Origin of the sequence: uncultured Ruthenibacterium sp. (assembly GCF_963558415.1) — a bacterium.
In the GTDB taxonomy this organism is placed as follows: Bacteria; Bacillota; Clostridia; order Oscillospirales; family Ruminococcaceae; genus Ruthenibacterium.
Window position 1 is genome coordinate 1 of the sequence record NZ_CAUWGY010000049.1, and the last position, 16,402, is coordinate 16,402.

Annotated in this window: 16 protein-coding genes and 1 pseudogene; all 17 read right to left on the minus strand. The window is 44.2% G+C overall.

The window, feature by feature from the left end; all coding sequences use genetic code 11:
• On the minus strand, positions 1–686 hold a 686-nt coding region (locus AB5H98_RS08925), incomplete at its 3' end, for a DUF3794 domain-containing protein (protein ID WP_367925565.1).
• Between the two features lie 260 nt (positions 687–946).
• Positions 947–1,564 (minus strand): thiamine diphosphokinase, encoded by a 618-nt coding sequence (locus tag AB5H98_RS08930; protein ID WP_367925566.1) that lies wholly within the window; start codon positions 1,562–1,564, stop codon positions 947–949.
• Between the two features lie 36 nt (positions 1,565–1,600).
• Complete coding sequence (rsgA, locus tag AB5H98_RS08935) at positions 1,601–2,476, minus strand: ribosome small subunit-dependent GTPase A (protein ID WP_367925567.1); 876 nt, start codon at positions 2,474–2,476, stop codon at positions 1,601–1,603.
• Positions 2,473–3,852, minus strand: a complete 1,380-nt coding sequence (locus AB5H98_RS08940; protein ID WP_367925580.1) for a PASTA domain-containing protein — start codon at positions 3,850–3,852, stop codon at positions 2,473–2,475. The genes rsgA and AB5H98_RS08940 overlap by 4 nt, the downstream gene beginning before the upstream one ends.
• A 48-nt stretch (positions 3,853–3,900) precedes the next feature.
• Positions 3,901–5,991 carry a Stk1 family PASTA domain-containing Ser/Thr kinase gene (gene pknB, locus AB5H98_RS08945; protein ID WP_367925568.1) on the minus strand — a complete coding sequence of 697 codons (2,091 nt, stop codon included), beginning with the start codon at positions 5,989–5,991 and terminating at the stop codon, positions 3,901–3,903.
• Positions 5,984–6,736: a Stp1/IreP family PP2C-type Ser/Thr phosphatase gene (locus AB5H98_RS08950; protein ID WP_367925569.1), complete on the minus strand. Its 753-nt coding sequence runs from the start codon at positions 6,734–6,736 to the stop codon at positions 5,984–5,986. Before AB5H98_RS08950 ends, pknB begins: the two co-directional genes overlap by 8 nt.
• Positions 6,733–7,773 (minus strand): 23S rRNA (adenine(2503)-C(2))-methyltransferase RlmN, encoded by a 1,041-nt coding sequence (gene rlmN, locus AB5H98_RS08955; RefSeq protein ID WP_367925570.1) that lies wholly within the window; start codon positions 7,771–7,773, stop codon positions 6,733–6,735. The genes AB5H98_RS08950 and rlmN overlap by 4 nt, the downstream gene beginning before the upstream one ends.
• A gap of 49 nt (positions 7,774–7,822) precedes the next feature.
• Positions 7,823–9,121 carry a 16S rRNA (cytosine(967)-C(5))-methyltransferase RsmB gene (gene rsmB, locus AB5H98_RS08960; RefSeq protein ID WP_367925571.1) on the minus strand — a complete coding sequence of 433 codons (1,299 nt, stop codon included), beginning with the start codon at positions 9,119–9,121 and terminating at the stop codon, positions 7,823–7,825.
• A 12-nt stretch (positions 9,122–9,133) separates the two neighbouring features.
• Positions 9,134–10,060 carry a methionyl-tRNA formyltransferase gene (gene fmt, locus AB5H98_RS08965; RefSeq protein ID WP_367925572.1) on the minus strand — a complete coding sequence of 309 codons (927 nt, stop codon included), beginning with the start codon at positions 10,058–10,060 and terminating at the stop codon, positions 9,134–9,136.
• Between the two features lie 2 nt (positions 10,061–10,062).
• Positions 10,063–10,578, minus strand: coding sequence for a peptide deformylase (def, locus tag AB5H98_RS08970; protein WP_367925573.1), 516 nt, complete (start codon positions 10,576–10,578; stop codon positions 10,063–10,065).
• A 14-nt stretch (positions 10,579–10,592) separates the two neighbouring features.
• Complete coding sequence (gene priA / locus AB5H98_RS08975; RefSeq protein ID WP_367925574.1) at positions 10,593–12,845, minus strand: primosomal protein N'; 2,253 nt, start codon at positions 12,843–12,845, stop codon at positions 10,593–10,595.
• 20 nt (positions 12,846–12,865) lie between these two features.
• Positions 12,866–13,432: a guanylate kinase gene (gmk, locus tag AB5H98_RS08980; RefSeq protein ID WP_367925575.1), complete on the minus strand. Its 567-nt coding sequence runs from the start codon at positions 13,430–13,432 to the stop codon at positions 12,866–12,868.
• Positions 13,425–13,691: an extracellular matrix/biofilm regulator RemA gene (gene remA / locus AB5H98_RS08985; RefSeq protein ID WP_367925576.1), complete on the minus strand. Its 267-nt coding sequence runs from the start codon at positions 13,689–13,691 to the stop codon at positions 13,425–13,427. The genes gmk and remA overlap by 8 nt, the downstream gene beginning before the upstream one ends.
• 28 nt (positions 13,692–13,719) lie before the next feature.
• Entirely contained in the window at positions 13,720–14,598 is an 879-nt protein-coding gene (locus AB5H98_RS08990; protein WP_367925577.1) for a YicC/YloC family endoribonuclease, read from the minus strand.
• A gap of 115 nt (positions 14,599–14,713) precedes the next feature.
• Complete coding sequence (locus AB5H98_RS08995; protein ID WP_367925578.1) at positions 14,714–15,223, minus strand: NUDIX domain-containing protein; 510 nt, start codon at positions 15,221–15,223, stop codon at positions 14,714–14,716.
• A gap of 187 nt (positions 15,224–15,410) precedes the next feature.
• Entirely contained in the window at positions 15,411–15,803 is a 393-nt protein-coding gene (locus tag AB5H98_RS09000; RefSeq protein WP_367925579.1) for a PH domain-containing protein, read from the minus strand.
• Positions 15,804–15,934: 131 nt separating this feature from the next.
• Positions 15,935–16,402: pseudogene (locus AB5H98_RS09005) on the minus strand (oxaloacetate decarboxylase subunit alpha); the annotation flags it as partial.

The following is a 16,402-nucleotide window of genomic DNA, read 5'->3' on the forward strand; positions in this document are numbered from 1 at the left end:
TGAATCAAATCTTCCCCTGCAGAAGATCGGTAAAGGATTTCGGTGATTAGTGTCCCTTTTACTACTGCTTTCCCAGTGAGAAGTTTCACCTCAGTCACTTCACTTGTACAATTTGTTGACAAAATCATCATTGGTGATTTTTCAAACGAAATATTTTCCTCGGCAGTAATCAATTTTTCCTGCATGCCAACACTTGCAATTCCATTTAATTCGCAAGTTTTTTGTTCAATCCCGCCACCTGCCAAGGCTGTAATAATTTCATTTTCTTCTTGAGCACTGGCGGTGATGCACAATGCATAGGCACCACGAATATCCACTCTGCGTCCGCTCAGTGCGCGGCAGTTGATATACTCCGGTTCTCCGGACACTTGAATTACTGCCGCTATATTTGCCGTTTCACGCAAATCCACCTGTTTAGTGAATGGTAGTTTCTGTTCGGTCTGACACAATCCTTCCTCACCATCGGCCTGGTAATAAACGGTACAGCGCAAATAGCCCTCGACTGTAAGACGTCCTGCCATCACTTGGCGCTGCAAAATCACAGGATACACAAAACATTTCACGATTTTGAACACCTGCGGCAGATAGTCGGGAATCAGAATTTCTGTCTCCACCGGAAGCTCCAGCTTCGTCTCGCATATGTTCTGTGCCGTCATAACGGTATCTTGATACGCTTTTAACTCCATACGGCCTGTCGCCCCTTTCGCTGTTCTAGCTTATGTATATTCAGGGACGTGCAACAATATGAAAAAGAAATCCGGATGTGCATGACAAAAGCACATCCGGATTAAAAAAGATTTATTTCACTATTTGACTTTAAATAAAACCCGCAAAATTCCCGACAGGCATTTTGGACTTTTCCAAATAACTACTTTCATTGCCTATTCCCTCCCTCTGCAAATGGTTTATAACATTCTATACAGAATTCCGGGAAAATGTTCCTCTATCATTTTTGACAAAACATCAAATAAAGGCTGCCCTTTCGGAAGGAAATCGTTGCTTTTTCTTCTTCAAATTCATTGCTGACACCAATTGGAAAACTATTTGTCATGGTGTAATTCGTCAAAGAATATTTCAATCCGCGTAAACTAACACCTTCCGTCTGCTTTTCCGCGGTAAACAGTGACAAATAAACGTTATCTCTTCTTGGGATCTCATATGTTCCCGGTAAAAGGGCCGTAATCTCCGTCGTTTCATCGGCCAGGATTCCGCGAACTCCCCTTTGCGCCAAAAGCACCAATGTTTGCAAATTCGCCATGGTGTGATCGAATCTTCCACCAATACCGCCTAAAATGACAATCTCTTCAAACCCAATTTCTAACGCCTTTCGAACAGCATAATAAGTATCTGTATCATCCTTTTCCGCAGGAAGTTTTACAGTGTGTCCATCTAAATCCGGCGCCGGAGCACTATCATAGTCTCCCAAAAGCAGGTCTGCTTTTACTCCCAATGCACGGGCGGACTCATACCCAGCATCTGCCGCAATCACAAAATCTGCCGTGTCCCACCACTTATGAAGAGCGGCCGATACAGGTAAGGCAGCAAAAATCACACAGCGTTTCATCACAATTCCTCCTAAAAAAGCAGAGGCGAGTAATTCTCACCTCTGCCAATCCTCTTTTTGCTTAGCCTCCTGATAAAGCGCAACATAACTTTCGTAGCGAGTCCTATCCAGATTTCCTTCTTCCAATGCTTGTCGTACCGCACATCCCTTCCCAACGAGATGGGAACAACCGGTAAATTGGCATTGTCCAAAATACTCAGCAATATCTGGAAAGGCAAACTGAAGATTTTCTTTTGAAATTGCAGCCGCCTTTTCCATATCCAAACTTGCGAAACCGGGGGTATCCGCCACTAATCCGCCATTACATTCAAAAATTTGAACTTCACGCGTAGTGTGCCGTCCTCGACCTAACTTTTGGCTAATTTCCCCTGTTTCCAGGACCTGATCTGGAAGTAACGCGCTCAACAACGTAGATTTCCCTACTCCAGAATTGCCACAAAATACGCTCAGTCGATCCTGCAGCATGCCCCGAAGATTCTCCAAACCTTCACCAGTAGCCCCATTGACGCAAAACATTGGAATTCGAGAATGCTCATAACACTTTACAAGATAATCCGCACTCTCCAAATCCGTCTTCGTAATCAAAATGACTGGTTGAGCTCCCCGATCAACTGCAATTGCGGTCAACTTATCAATCACCAACGTACTGGGTACAGGCTGAACTGTGCTGACCACAATAAAAAGCTGGTCTACATTTGCGATCGGCGGACGCACAAAAACATTCTTACGCGGGAGCAAGTCCGAAATCACCCAAGTTTCTGCCTGGCGCTCGAGACATACGCGATCCCCTGCAACCGGCGTTATTTTTCTCTTACGAAAAATTCCTTTGGGTTTACACTCTATCACACCCTGCTCCGTGTGAACATAATAGAAGCCGCCAATTCCTTTGATAATGTAGTTTTCAAAATTCATTCGGGAGCCTTCCTTGTTTCAAGACAAACATAGCAGAACTGGTAACCATTTTCATCCGGTGGTGACCAGGAATGAACATGACCTGTCTCTGTTACATCCGGGACTTCCGGTTCACCAGAAGAAACATATAAAGTAACCGTCTCACCTGCATTTAACAAAATCCCAGGCTGTGGCGACTGGCTTAAGACCGTCCCCTTCGCAGAAGTACTATCACGCCGTACCACTTTTACCTTTAACTTTCTCTCCATCAACATTGTGGTTGCTTCTGAATAAGACTTGCCAACACAATTGGGTACGTTGCTCTCCTTCAAAGTTTCCTGCTGACTTACATAAAGAGACACTGTTGTTCCCGTTTGGACGGTCTCTCCAAAATCAGGATCGGTTCGAATTACAGTATCTTCTTCAAAGTCATCATTTTCTTCATACCGAATTAGAACATCAACACCCAATTCTTTTAATTTTTCTTTGGCGGTCTCCCATTTCCATCCAGAAACATCCGGAATTTCTACGTACTCCACGCCCTTACTTACACGCAGAGTAATCACAGAATTTTCTTTCACCTTTTTAGGTGGTTTCGGAGATTGGTCAAATATAATTCCTTCATCTACTTCTGAATTGTACTCTTCCTCAAATTGAAGCTTAAAAGTAGAGAAGTTAGGGTTATCCTCAACCTCTTCACGTGTCATTTGGGTAAAGTTTGGCAAATTCACGTCTTCTGCAGTCGTAAACAGCGGATTTCCCGAGAATAAAAACAGAGCAGCAATGAGCACCACGCTACACAAAGTAAATGCTAAAGTAAACCATCCCATGTAAAATGCAAAATGATGCTTTTTGCTTGGCTGGACTAAATCTTCATCGTCCTGCTGCTTTTGTGCCGAAAAGTCAGGTTGCTTTTGCTCAGCTTCTTGAATCTCTACTTTTTCAAGATTTTCTTGAGAATTCTTTTCTTCAACGATGGGTTCAATCAAAGATTCCTCTTTCGGCTCTTGTACAACCTCAGAGTTCTCTTGCGAGTGCTCTTCATCATTCAGTCGTTCTTCGGCATTAGACTCCTCTAAATCTTGCGTCTCTGCCAAAGGCTCCAAAGCGTCGGGCAAAATTTCTTGATTCAAAAATTCATCTTGCTGCTCAACCAACAGAGGAGATTCCTCCGTCACCAAATTTTCTTGTTGTACTTTTATTTCTGGCTCATCTTTCACTGTAACTTCAGCATTTTCGACGCGTCTTGGACGCGGACGCGGCTCATTTGCAGACTGCCGCGTCCTCGCCCTGTTTTTTCGAGTTTTTTTGCGATGAGCCGGATTGTTTTGTTTCTGCTCCCTGAAAGAATGTTCTCCTTTCGGGGTCTCCTGCAGATCAGTTTTCTCATGCTCCATATTGGACAATGTTAAACCTCCGCTTTTCCTGGTTACTTTTGAAAAGACTTATCCGCCCGTAACAATACTACTGGACTGTTCAGAAGAGGATGATGATGGAGGCGGAGCCGTTGAAGAAGACGGAATCGAAGAAGACGACGATGTTCCCGTATCTCCCGGAATCGCACTACCACTATATGGACCAGCCTGCACATCTCCACCATTGCTTGTGAAATCTATAGAGAGAGTCTGAACAGTTGCTCCATCCGGACCTGTAACGATAATAGTATGCACTCCAGTAGACGTAAAGGAAACCACCGCACTTCCTGCCGTTCCCCGTATAGAGGTAGCCGTTGCAACTTGTCCGTCATCCATTGTAAATGTCCATACTCCACCGTCATTCGTATCGGTGAAAGTAATCACTACATTTCTTGTATTAACGGGAAGTCCGGTCGAAACCGTGTAATGCACAGCCTTATTCTTTTTAAGTGTGCTACCAGCCTCCGGTGTTTGCGCAATAATGGTTCCTGCCGGAGCCTCATTTTCCACTTCATTGGCAGTTCCCAGCGTCAACCCAGCCGCCTGCAGCGTCTTTCTGGCCGTCTCCACATCCATATTCAAAATACTTGGCACAGTTGTTTCATTTTCTACGTGTGCACGGCTGATCACTAATTCTACGATTTGACCTGTTTCATACTGTGTATTTGCTACCGGATCGGTGCTCAACACAATATCTTCGGCAACATCGGTACTCTCTTGTGTTTTTACGCGTACACTAAAACCTGCATCTTTCAAGGCTTTCTGGGCTTCATCTCTGGTCATTCCCACCACATCTGGAACGGCCTGCATCTGTACCCCTTTGCTAACGCGCAAAGTTACAATCGAATTTTCTTTTACTTTTTTCGGAGCCTTAGGTGACTGGTCATATACAACGCCAGCCTCCTTCTCACTGTTATACTCCTCTTCCACTTCAAAACGGAACGGATACTCATCATTATTTATGATGTCATTTACATTCATATTCGTAAAGTTGGGCAAATCGACATCTTCATACTGGGTAAACAGTTGATTCGGTGCACTTTTAAAAATTACAATCACCAAAATAATTGCACCAATTGCAAATGCTGCCGCTACTCCAGCTAAAATGGGCAAAGCCATTTTCCAGTTTCCCTTTCCCGTAAGAGAACTGAAAAAGCCCGCTTTCTTTGCAGGTGTTTTTTTCCGCGCCTGAGGTCTGACTGGCTGCTTCACAGTTGTCTTACTCACCACCTTATCCACATACCGAGTGGGTTCTGGATCGTTCAAATACTGATACTCAAACTTTACACTTGGATTCCTTTTGAACTCTTCCAAATCAGCCAGCATGGCACGTGCAGAAGGATACCGATCTCTTGGATCTTTGGCCATTGCACGATTGGTGATTGCCTCTAATGCCTCTGGAACCGCAGCGTTCAATTCACGAAGCGGTGTCGGCGTATCCGAAATCTGTTTAATTGCAACCGAAACAGGGCTGTCGGAATCAAACGGAAGTTTTCCCGACAGCATCTCATACATCATAACTCCAACGGAATAAATATCCGCCTTGGCATCTGTTGTATCCCCACGTGCCTGCTCTGGACTAATGTAGTGAACAGAACCAATGGCCTTGTCCGTCATCGTTTGGCTCTCACTTCTGGAAAATCTTGCGATTCCAAAATCCATCACTTTAATAGAGCCGTTAGAAAGCAACATAATATTCTGTGGCTTTACATCACGATGAACGATACCCTTTTCGTGCGCATGATGTAACGCCAAAAGCACTTGCGTTACAAAGTGCAACGTCTCCTTATAGGTGAGCGGTTGCGCACGATACTCCATATATTCTTTTAATGTGATGCCGTCGATGTATTCCATAACGATATACTGCACATTTCCCGTCATGTTTACATCGTAAACCTTCACAATATTCGGATGATCCAAAACTGAAATCGCCTTGGATTCATTTTTAAAACGACGCACGAGGTCTGTATTCTCCAAGAACTCTTCTCGCAGCACCTTAATTGCCACTGTGCGCCCCGTTTGCAGATCATGGCCTTTATACACATTTGCCATTCCGCCAGAACCCAAAAGCTGTTCAATCATATAACGGCCATCTAGCCGCTGGTTGATTAGATTATCCATGTTGTTTCTCCGCAGCCTCCACTTCTACAAGCAATACCGTAATGTTGTCCAGTCCTCCTGCTTCCAATGCAGCATTCACCATACGGTCTGCAGCAGTAAAGAAATCGCCTTTTTCTAAAATAGCTTCCATTTGATCTATCGTGACAAAATTGCTTAACCCATCTGAACATAAAAGAAGAATGTCCCCCGGCCTTACCGGAATCGAGTTGCAATCTGTCAAAACCTCTGCTCCAACTCCCAAGGCTCTGGTAATCAGATTTTTTCTTGGATGGGTAGCAGCTTCTTGCTCCGTAATTGCACCTTTTTCTACCAGTTCCTGCACCATGGAATGATCGCGAGTGAGCTGACTTAAAGTATGTCCATGATAAAGATAGGCTCGAGAATCGCCTACATGGGCGTAATATGCCATTCCTTTTTGTACAATCGCACAAACCGCTGTTGTTCCCATTCCTCGCGTGGCTGGATTCTCCATAGCCTTCATATAAACCGCATCGTTTGCTTCTTCGACCGCAGCGCAAAGCAAATCGTAAGCAGTCTCTTCATTATGGACTCCTGCCGCCCCCTCTAAAAAGACCGACTCCATACGCGCAGTAGCAAGGTTACTTGCTAGTCTTCCGCCTCGTGCACCGCCCATTCCGTCACAAACAACGGCCCAGACCGTTTCATCCGGCAGACGCCCTGCTCGGTAACTGTCCTGATTTTCCGCTCGCTGGTTGCCTATATCCGTTTTCGCCACCAGCCTCATGTGGCCGTTCCTCCTTTTGCCTCGCGACGCAATTGACCGCACGCTGCACTAATATCCGTCCCAAGCCGCCTACGCACCGTCGCATTTACGCCTAAATTCAACAGAGTCTGCTGAAACCGTTTTACATTTGCCGCATCTGTAGCTGAATAAGGTGAACCATCCACTGGATTAATGGGAATCAAATTCACATGTGCTCCCATTCCGTGGATCAATCTTGCTAGCTCCTGTGCCGTAGAATCGCTGTCATTTACACCTCTTACCATGGCATACTCAAAACTAATGCGCCGTCCTGTTTGTTTTTGATAATCGCGACACGCCTGTATTAGCTGCTCCACTGGATACGCATCATTCACAGGCATCATCGAACTTCGCATCTCGTTTAATGGCGCATGCAAAGAAATAGACAGTGTCAATTGTAGATGGCGATCCGCCAACTTTTCAATCATCGGTACAAGGCCACAAGTCGATAGACTAATATTCCGCATTCCGACATTGATTCCTTCTGGTGAAGAAATGATGGAGAGGAAATCCATAACATTGTCGAAATTATCTAACGGCTCCCCAATTCCCATCAGAACAATATGCGATACGCGTTGTTGCATGTCCTCCATTGCAGCATAAATTTCGCCTGCAATTTCACCCGCAGTCAAATTTCTTATTCGACCGCCCTGTGTAGACGCACAAAAACGACACCCCATACGACATCCTACTTGAGAAGATACACAAACAGTATTGCCGTATGAATATTGCATCCATACCGTTTCTATACAATTCCCATCCGGAAGACGAAACAAATACTTCACTGTTCCATCTTTTGATTGCTGCCTGCGCTCAATTGACAGCGTTTCGATTCGGCAAATCTCCTCGAGCTGCGCTATAAAAGATTTGGGCTGATCCGTCATCTGGGAAAAATTTTTTACATTTCGCTGATGTAACCAGTGAAAGATCTGTTTCGCTCGAAAAGCCGGCTGCCCCTGCTTTTTTACAAAAGCAGTCAATTCCTCTAGCGTAAGAGAAGAAATCCCTATCTGATTCATTGTATCACAATCTCCATCAAGATTCTACCAAAAATCGTAAATTAACCAATCATCGCTTTCTTTCAAGTGACGCAATAAAAAAGCCGTCCTGCTCTTCCCCATATGGATAAAACGTCACCATACCGCTTTTTTCTTTCGCAAAGGACACATTTTTCACAAAAAAATCAGATTCTTTATCCAAAAACGCACGTACCACAGATTCGTTTTCATCCGGATTTAACGTACACGTAGAATATACCAGTCGACCACCCGGTTTTACATAGCGAGCAGAAACGGAAAGAATTTTTAGCTGCAATTGTTGCAACTCTGCCAATCCCTTTAAATCCTTGTGCCGAATATCTGGTTTCTTAGCCAATATTCCAAGGCCGGAACAAGGCACATCGCACAACACCGCATCTGCCTGGCACTGTTCTTCACGAAAAACAGAAGCGTCTGCGCACAAGACGGTTCCACATGTTACGCCACATCTCTGAAAAGCTCTCTCAATCAAAGAAATTCTGTTTGCCGCCGCATCACTGGCACACAAGATGCCCTCATTTTTCATGTACTGTGCCAACGTTACACTTTTGCCTCCAGGAGCCGCACACACATCCAACACTCGTTCACCTGGTTGCGGGCAAAGTGTAGCGCAAGCGATTTGAGAGGCCTCTCCTTGGACATGAAACTCTCCATTTTGAAAAGACGAATCCGCCGCAAGCTCTCCATGATAATCCACATATAAACATCCGGGTACTCTGCCTGTGTGAACAGCAAATCCTTTTTCTTGAAAATACTTTTCCACTTTCTCTTGCGTGGTCTTTAATGAATTCACACGAATACAAAGTCGTGGTTGTTTAAAGCTATCCTGCAAGATTCTCTCGTAGTTCGGTATTTTATTTAGAAAAAGAGATGCTATTTCCGGTGAAACACTATATAACACGCTTAACCTTTGTATCTCATCGCAAAACGTTATCTTATCTAAATCAAACTCTGCTGCTTTACGAAGTACCGCATTCACCATACCTGCCGCACTTGTCTTCCGCACAGCCTTTGTCAAGGTGACCGATTCATTGACCGCCGCACGGACCGGAACGGAATCCATCCATCTTGCTTGGTACAAACCCGTGCGTAAAATCGCACGAACCACAGGGTCCAATTTTTCCAGTGGACGATTCAAATACATTTGCAACAAATAATCAATTGTAAATTGCCGTTCTACCGTTCCATAAAAGACGGCGGAAAGGAATGCCTTGTCCCGAAAGGAAAAATCTTTATACTGCTCCAAAGCATTCTGCAAAACCAAATTGGAATATCCACCATGCTCCTGTCGCATCAACAAATGAACTACAGCATATCGCACCTTATCCATGCAGTCTCTCCCTCATTCCAAACAATCTCCTACATGGAATCTTCGTCCGGCAGCCCATGCATTTCCAGACATAGGTTTTCCACCTTCAGGTACAACCTCCAAAAGTTCAAGCGATCCGTTCTCACAGGCCACCAATAACGGATTAACACCGAGAATCTCCCCAGGTCGACCACTTTGAGAATGAAATTTCGCTCTCCGAACCTTAATTTTTTTTCCTTGATACATAAAATACGCAATTGGCCAAGGATTCAATCCGCGAATAAGATTGTGAAGTTTTCGGGCCGGTTGTGCAAATTGAAACAAGGCCATCTCCTTATTTAAAGGCGGGGCCAATGTTGCACACTTTTCGTCCTGTGGAATGGGGGTAAGCTCCCTTGATTCAATCTTACATATTGCTTTGCACAGTAAGGAGGCTCCTGTACTTGATACCGACTCAAACAATTCTCCACTTGTCATATTCTCGGGAATCCCGATTTTCTCGACCAAAAGGATATCTCCCGTGTCCAAACCTGCATCCAACTGCATAATGGTGACGCCAGTCTCTTCATCCCCATTAATCACTGCCCACTGAACCGGTGCTGCTCCACGATATTTGGGCAATAAGGACACATGCAGATTAATCGCACCCAATCTCGGAATGTCTAACACTTCCTGCGGTAAAATGCGTCCGTAGGCCACTACAACAATCAACTCCGGTCGCAACTCACGTATCTGCTCTACTGTCTCAGGAGTACGCAATGTCTTCGGTTGAAAAACAGGAATTCCATACTTTTGTGCTATTTGTTTCACAGGAGGAGCCGTTAAAATTTGCTTTCGTCCAACAGGCTTATCTTCACGCGTAAAAACGCCACAAATCTCGTACGTTTTGGGAAGCGTTTCTAGCATAGTCTGCAAGCTTTGGGCCGCAATATCAGGCGTCCCCATAAAAAGAATTCTCATCCTTATTCCTCTTCTTCGTCTTCCTCATCTTCGTAAAAATATTCCGCACGATCCAAAATTGTAACGCCATTCAAATGATCGTTTTCATGGCAAATACAACGGGCCAACATTCCTTCCGCTTCAATTTCAAACGGCTGACCATTTCGATCGAACGCCCGCGCCTTCACTTTTGCCGGACGGCGTACTGCACCATTTCGTCCCGGGAAAGAAAGACACCCCTCATACTGCAGGATCTCCCCTTCTGTAGACAAAATCTCCGGATTTACAAATTCAAGATATTTGGTTTCATAATCCTCTGGACGCTCTTCGTCTTCTGGTAAATCTCTCTCATCAATGCTAATGAATACTCGCCGCATAACCCCAACCTGAGGTCCCGCAAGACCATATCCATTCGCATCCGCCAAGGTTTCTCTCATATCATCCAGCAACTCAGCAAGACGAGCATCAAAATTCGTTACCGGTCGACATTTTTTCTTTAAAATAGGATCTCCATCCTGCACAATTGTTCTCAATGCCATTTTTTACCCTCCAATCAAATATCGGCATCTGAATAAAAATCAAGATAAATTGAGGCCAGCAAAGCCAGTCCCTTCTCATTATATTTATCCAAAGCCAAGTGCATTAACCTGCGAAAAGCACCGTCATTCCGACACTTCACCGTTAACTTATAACGATAATGATTATTTACCATGACAATATTCATTGGCGCAGGGCCAAGAATACGCAATGGAATTTTATTTGTGCGCTCTGCATTTTGCTGAATCAACTCTGCAAATCCGCGAGCTGCCTGCATCACCTTTGATTCCTCTTTCCCACTGAATCCAACCATACAAATTGTGCAAAAAGGAGGATAAAGGTTTAATTTTCGGAAAGCAATTTCTTGCTCATAAAACGAACGGTAATCCTGATGAGCCGCAAGGGCCAAAACCGGATGTTCCGGATCCACAGTTTGAATCAGTGCCCGTCCTGGCCGAGCTGCCCGTCCCCCACGTCCCACTACCTGAGTAACAAGACTAAACACGTTTTCAAATGCCCGATAACCTTGTGCAAACAGCATCTGATCGATTCCCAATACGCCAACCAACGTTACCTTTTCGAAATCCAATCCTTTGGCAACCATTTGCGTTCCAAGCATAATATCATACTTACCTTCTGCAAACTGTTGCAACATTTTTTCGTGGGCGTTTTTTCGGGAAGTCGAATCCAAATCCATACGCAGCACACGTGCCTTGGGAAAACGTTGTTCCAATTCCTCTTCCACACGCTGCGTTCCAAATCCTGTATACTTCATTTTCCCGCCACACTTTGGGCAAAGAGTTGGCACTGGAGAAACACTTTTTCCGCAATAGTGGCACAACAATTTACCGGACGCCTTATGGTAAACCATCGGTACACTACATGCATCACACTTGTACACTTCACCGCATGCAGTACACATACCAACGGTCTGATAACCTCGCCGATTCAGCAGTAAAATGCTCTGTTCACCGCAATCCAAATTTTTTTGAATCTCTTGTGCCAAACGATTGCTAACAACTCCCGCATTTCCTTGCGCTAATTCCTCTCGCATATCTACCATCGTCACTTCTGGTAGCGGCATCCGATTGTAGCGTTCAGTTAGCTCCACAAGATGATATCTGCCAGTACGCGCAGCATAATAACTTTCTAAGGAAGGCGTCGCACTTGCAAAAAGCAAAAGTGCGTTATGTGTAACAGCGCGTCTTTTGGCAATATCGTGAGCTAAAAAACGTGGAGCATTCTCCGAATGATAGGTGTGTTCCTGTTCCTCATCGATGATGATAATCCCTATCCGTGACAAAGGAGCAAAAACCGCGCTGCGGGTACCGACTACGATATCGGCTTTTCCCAATTGAATCTCTCTCCACTGAAGCAGTCGTTCTGTATTGGAAAGTGCAGAATGTTGAACTGCCACGCGATCCCCAAAAACCGCCTTAAGACGATAAATCATCTGTGGAGTCAAAGAAATCTCCGGCACAAGAACCAACGCCTGCTTTCCCAGCGCAATGGTCTTTTCTATCAATTTCAAAAAAACCAATGTTTTTCCACTGGATGTAACTCCGTGCAGCAAAGCAGCCTGTGGTTTTCCACTTTCCAAAAGCACTGCCAACTCCAAAAACGCTTTCTGCTGAGCCGGACTTAAAACAGGCACAGCACTTGCTCCGCCATAGTTCTCATAAAGAGTTAAATTTCGATCTCGCAGCGAAACAGATAAAGTTCCCTGTTCACACATTCTATCCAACACATTTTGGCTAACGCCTAAATTTTCAAGTTCCGTTTGAGTTTTCTCTCCGTCACTCAAGCTATCCCATGCAAGCTTTTGCTTTTGCGTCCATTTACTCGGTTCTTGTCTACGGGCATAAACCTTTTCTGTATGGCGAACAATTTGTTTCTGAAGGCGCGGTACTCCATTCACATAAACCGGTTTATATTGCGCGCCGTATGGGATAATCGCTTTTACCGCATCATAATAGGTGCAAAAGGTTTTGTCTCTTAATTCATGAACCAATTCCAATAACTCATCGGAAAGGCGAGCTTCCTCAGGAGCAACATCATAAATCTCTTTCAGCCGTTTTTCTATTGTTTCGCTCTCTTGTAAATCGAGCACCACACCTGTCCTCATTTTGGCAGTTCCTCTTCCGAACGGAACTAAAACCATACTGCCAACCTGGACACCTTGCCTTAAGCAATCTGGAACAAGATAAGTATAAAGTTTATCAAAATGAATCGTGGCTCCTGCTACCGCCACTTGTGCTGTAATTGCCAAATGCCACGCTCCTTTGTCATTCACTCTTCCAAACGTTTTTGTAAAATAGAATAAATTTCTTCTGCACAGCGATCTGCGTCATCATTGACAACGGAAAAATCGTAAAGCTCCTTTTTCTCGATTTCTTCCTTGGCACGAAGCAATCTTTTCTGAATCGCCTCTTCTGATTCGGTTCCTCTGCCGTGCAAACGTCGACTCAATTCTTCCAAACTAGGTGGCATAATAAAAATCAACGTGCAGTCCGGATACATCTTTTTAATATTGGCAGCGCCAATCACTTCAATCACCAGTACTACTGTGGTACCAACCTCTAATCTTCGATCCACCTCAGATTTTGGTGTTCCATAGTATCTATCACAATAATGGACATATTCAAGCATTTCTCCACGTTGGATTTTCTCCTCAAACGCATCCACTGATAAGAAGTAATAATCGACGCCATCTTTTTCCCCCTCTCGAGGAAGCCGAGTTGTAGCAGAAACTGAAATTTCAATCTCCGGATATTTTTCCATCATCCGGCGAACCACTGTATCTTTTCCAGCACCAGACGGGCCAGATACCACCAAGAGATGCCTCTGTTTATTCATCTACCAATTCCTCCTCATCCTCAGAGGTATCTGTAAATCGATTCGCCACCGTTTCAGGCTGAATCGCCGAAAGTACAACATGATCCGAATCCGTAATAATTACAGCACGTGTTCTGCGTCCGTAAGTCGCATCGATCAAGGTTCCCTTGTCACGTGCTTCCTGCACAATTCGTTTAATGGGAGCCGACTCCGGACTGACAATCGCAACCAAACGATTCGCACTGACCATATTTCCAAATCCTATATTAATCAGCTTCATAGCATCCTCCACCGTCGTTTTTCTCGTCTTACTCAATATTTTGAATTTGTTCGCGAATTTTTTCAATTTCCCCTTTCATCTCTACCACCATGCGGGTAATCTCTAATTCGCTACATTTAGAACCTATGGTGTTGGTTTCACGATTCAGCTCTTGCGTAAGAAAATCCAATTTCTTTCCGATTGGAGAATCCATATTCAAAAAGTTTCGGTACTGAGCAATATGACTTTGCAGACGAACCGTCTCTTCATCTACAGCCGTCTTATCCGCAAAAATGGCAGCTTCCGTTAACAAGCGTGCTTCATCAATATTGCGGTCCTCCAACAATGCCTGAAGTTTTGCATATAATTTTTCAGTATACCGGGAAACGCGCCCTTCACTTGTCTGAACAATCTTTTCCACTGTCTGTTCCAAGAAATCCAGCCTTGACAGAACGTCCAAACGCAATTTGTTTCCCTCTACGCTTCGCATCTCCACAAAACTGGACAATGCTTGCTCCGCAACATGCTGAACATCCAGCCAAATCTGTTCTTCATCCTGCTTTGCCTTTTGGGTCGTAAAAATCTCTGGAATACGCATCAAAGAAGATGCTTTTAAATCATTTGGCACCGCCAATTCTTTGCATAGTGAATCTACTGCATTCACATACTGGCGTGCTAGCTCCACATTTGGTACGATTTCAGTATCTACGGTTTCCAAATTCTGCACTGTCAAACCGAGCTCAACTTTTCCGCGTGATATCCGGGCAGAAAGAAGCTTTTTCAGCCGATCGTCCAAAAAGGTATAGCTACGTGGCATCCGTGAAGAATACTCAAAGAAACGTGAATTTACACTTTTAATTTCTACTGTAATATCACGCCCATGAATTACCTCTTCTGCACGACCATATCCAGTCATACTTAAAATCATACTCGTTTCCTCTTTCACCAAATAATAGTTGGGTTTATTGTACACTTTTTCCCAATGTTTTGCAAGAAAAAGGGAGTGTCTCACACTCCCGTATAGCAACTAATTTCCACACAATCTACGTTACGTAATTTAAAAAAGACGCTATTTCATTTTTGTATAAGGGGAATCTGCTTTTAGGACATAATTTTCCTGCCGCCCAAAGCGTTAATAACTCATCCCAGTCAACTAAAATCGCCTGAATAGTTTCCTTCTCATCAAGCACAATTTGTGAAAGCACAAAATCCAGTCGCACAATATACGTATCAACAAAACGATCCTTTAAACGCACCGTATGCATCAAGGACAATTGTTCTGGTGACACCCTAAGGCCGGTCTCTTCCCTTAGCTCACGAATAGCGCCGCATAGGCTATTCTCTCCTGCTTGAATTGCTCCGCCCGTGCACTCCCACATCAAACCGTTAGGCTTGGAAGGATGCCGCTGTGTCAATAATACTTGATTTTCCAAATTAATGGTCCATACATCCCCCACCAAATGATAATCCCCCGGTGCAAGAGGATGCCCACGCTGGTGTGTCCGGCCGGTAAGCGTACGGTTTTCATCATAAATATCCCAAAGTTCAGCCATATTCGTTTCCTCCGATACACAAAAGAAGGCTCCGTGCAGACGCACAGAACCTCCTTGGTTTCATATCTTCTTTTTTAAAGGATCGAATTTCATATTCCCCACCTCAAAACAAAGTATGCTTTTCGAATGAGTACCTTCAACTAAACCTTTTCTATATTTTACTATTCTGTATGGTATTTGTAAATATTTAGGGTAACGATTCCGGGTCGAAATCAGTTTCTTCATCGGTCATGAATTCTCGACTGGTTACTCTTTTTTGCATCCGTTCCTTTTCAATCATATCCGAAAACAGCTCTTTCACCTTTGCAGCATCTTTAATCCAAACAATATCAAACTCCGGAGTTGATTTGTCGGCCGAGCAGCAATGAATGGTCCCCAATCCAAAGACTCTCTCAATGAAAGAACGCTTTAAAGTCACATCCATAATTCGGTAAAGCCGAATTTCTTCTTCTTTGGTATTAAAAATTCCGGACTGAATCAACAGTTTTTCCGGAGTTAAACAATACTTCGTAAAAGTCCAAGGCAAACCAAAAGCAGTCCGTTTACGATCGCTCCATATAAACGTCCGCGTTTCTTTCATCTCCTCAGCCCCTTTTTTCTTTTATTGTAACAGCCATTTACAAAGAAAGCAATTAACAAACTATAAACACACAATAAAAAAATCCTGCACAGAAATAAAATCTGTACAGGATCTTTTCATTTACGATTGACTTAAACCGGATGAGATTTTCCAGCGAAATCTACGTGATCGCCGTCAACACCCATCAATTTATTATTGCGCTTCTCAAAGAATTTCGGCGCTACCTGCGGGAACATTGCATAAGTCAGAACATCTTCTTCTTGCTGTACCCACTTCGCTGCTTCTGCCTTCAATTTATCCATTTCCGGCTCCAGCGTATCTGCGAAACGGCAGGTAATGGGTTTTTCATCGCCCAAAATTTTCTTTGTAAACTCAGCACTGATGGGAGCAGGAGTCTTACCATAATCACCATGGACCAAGCCCTTGAACTCCTTCGTTACCATCTTATAGCGCTCGCCCAAAATGACATTGAATACAGCCTGCGTACCAACAATTTGGCTAGTAGGTGTAACCAGAGGAGGATAACCGGAATCCTCACGAACGCGGGGCACTTCAGCCAAAACCTCTTCCAGCTTGTCTTCTTTGCCAGCATCTTTCAA

Bases quoted from the DNA above. Each gene is read 5' to 3' on its own strand.
- rsmB (WP_367925571.1), bottom strand. From the start codon at position 9,121: ATGGATAAGGTGCGATATGCTGTAGTTCATTTGTTGATGCGACAGGAG.
- AB5H98_RS09000 (WP_367925579.1), bottom strand. From the start codon at position 15,803: ATGAAAGAAACGCGGACGTTTATATGGAGCGATCGTAAACGGACTGCT.
- AB5H98_RS08940 (WP_367925580.1), bottom strand. From the start codon at position 3,852: ATGGAGCATGAGAAAACTGATCTGCAGGAGACCCCGAAAGGAGAACAT.
- rsgA (WP_367925567.1), bottom strand. From the start codon at position 2,476: ATGAATTTTGAAAACTACATTATCAAAGGAATTGGCGGCTTCTATTAT.
- AB5H98_RS08950 (WP_367925569.1), bottom strand. From the start codon at position 6,736: ATGAGGCTGGTGGCGAAAACGGATATAGGCAACCAGCGAGCGGAAAAT.
- remA (WP_367925576.1), bottom strand. From the start codon at position 13,691: ATGAAGCTGATTAATATAGGATTTGGAAATATGGTCAGTGCGAATCGT.
- gmk (WP_367925575.1), bottom strand. From the start codon at position 13,432: ATGAATAAACAGAGGCATCTCTTGGTGGTATCTGGCCCGTCTGGTGCT.
- AB5H98_RS08930 (WP_367925566.1), bottom strand. From the start codon at position 1,564: ATGAAACGCTGTGTGATTTTTGCTGCCTTACCTGTATCGGCCGCTCTT.
- AB5H98_RS08990 (WP_367925577.1), bottom strand. From the start codon at position 14,598: ATGATTTTAAGTATGACTGGATATGGTCGTGCAGAAGAGGTAATTCAT.
- def (WP_367925573.1), bottom strand. From the start codon at position 10,578: ATGGCATTGAGAACAATTGTGCAGGATGGAGATCCTATTTTAAAGAAA.
- fmt (WP_367925572.1), bottom strand. From the start codon at position 10,060: ATGAGAATTCTTTTTATGGGGACGCCTGATATTGCGGCCCAAAGCTTG.
- pknB (WP_367925568.1), bottom strand. From the start codon at position 5,991: ATGGATAATCTAATCAACCAGCGGCTAGATGGCCGTTATATGATTGAA.
- rlmN (WP_367925570.1), bottom strand. From the start codon at position 7,773: ATGAATCAGATAGGGATTTCTTCTCTTACGCTAGAGGAATTGACTGCT.
- AB5H98_RS08995 (WP_367925578.1), bottom strand. From the start codon at position 15,223: ATGGCTGAACTTTGGGATATTTATGATGAAAACCGTACGCTTACCGGC.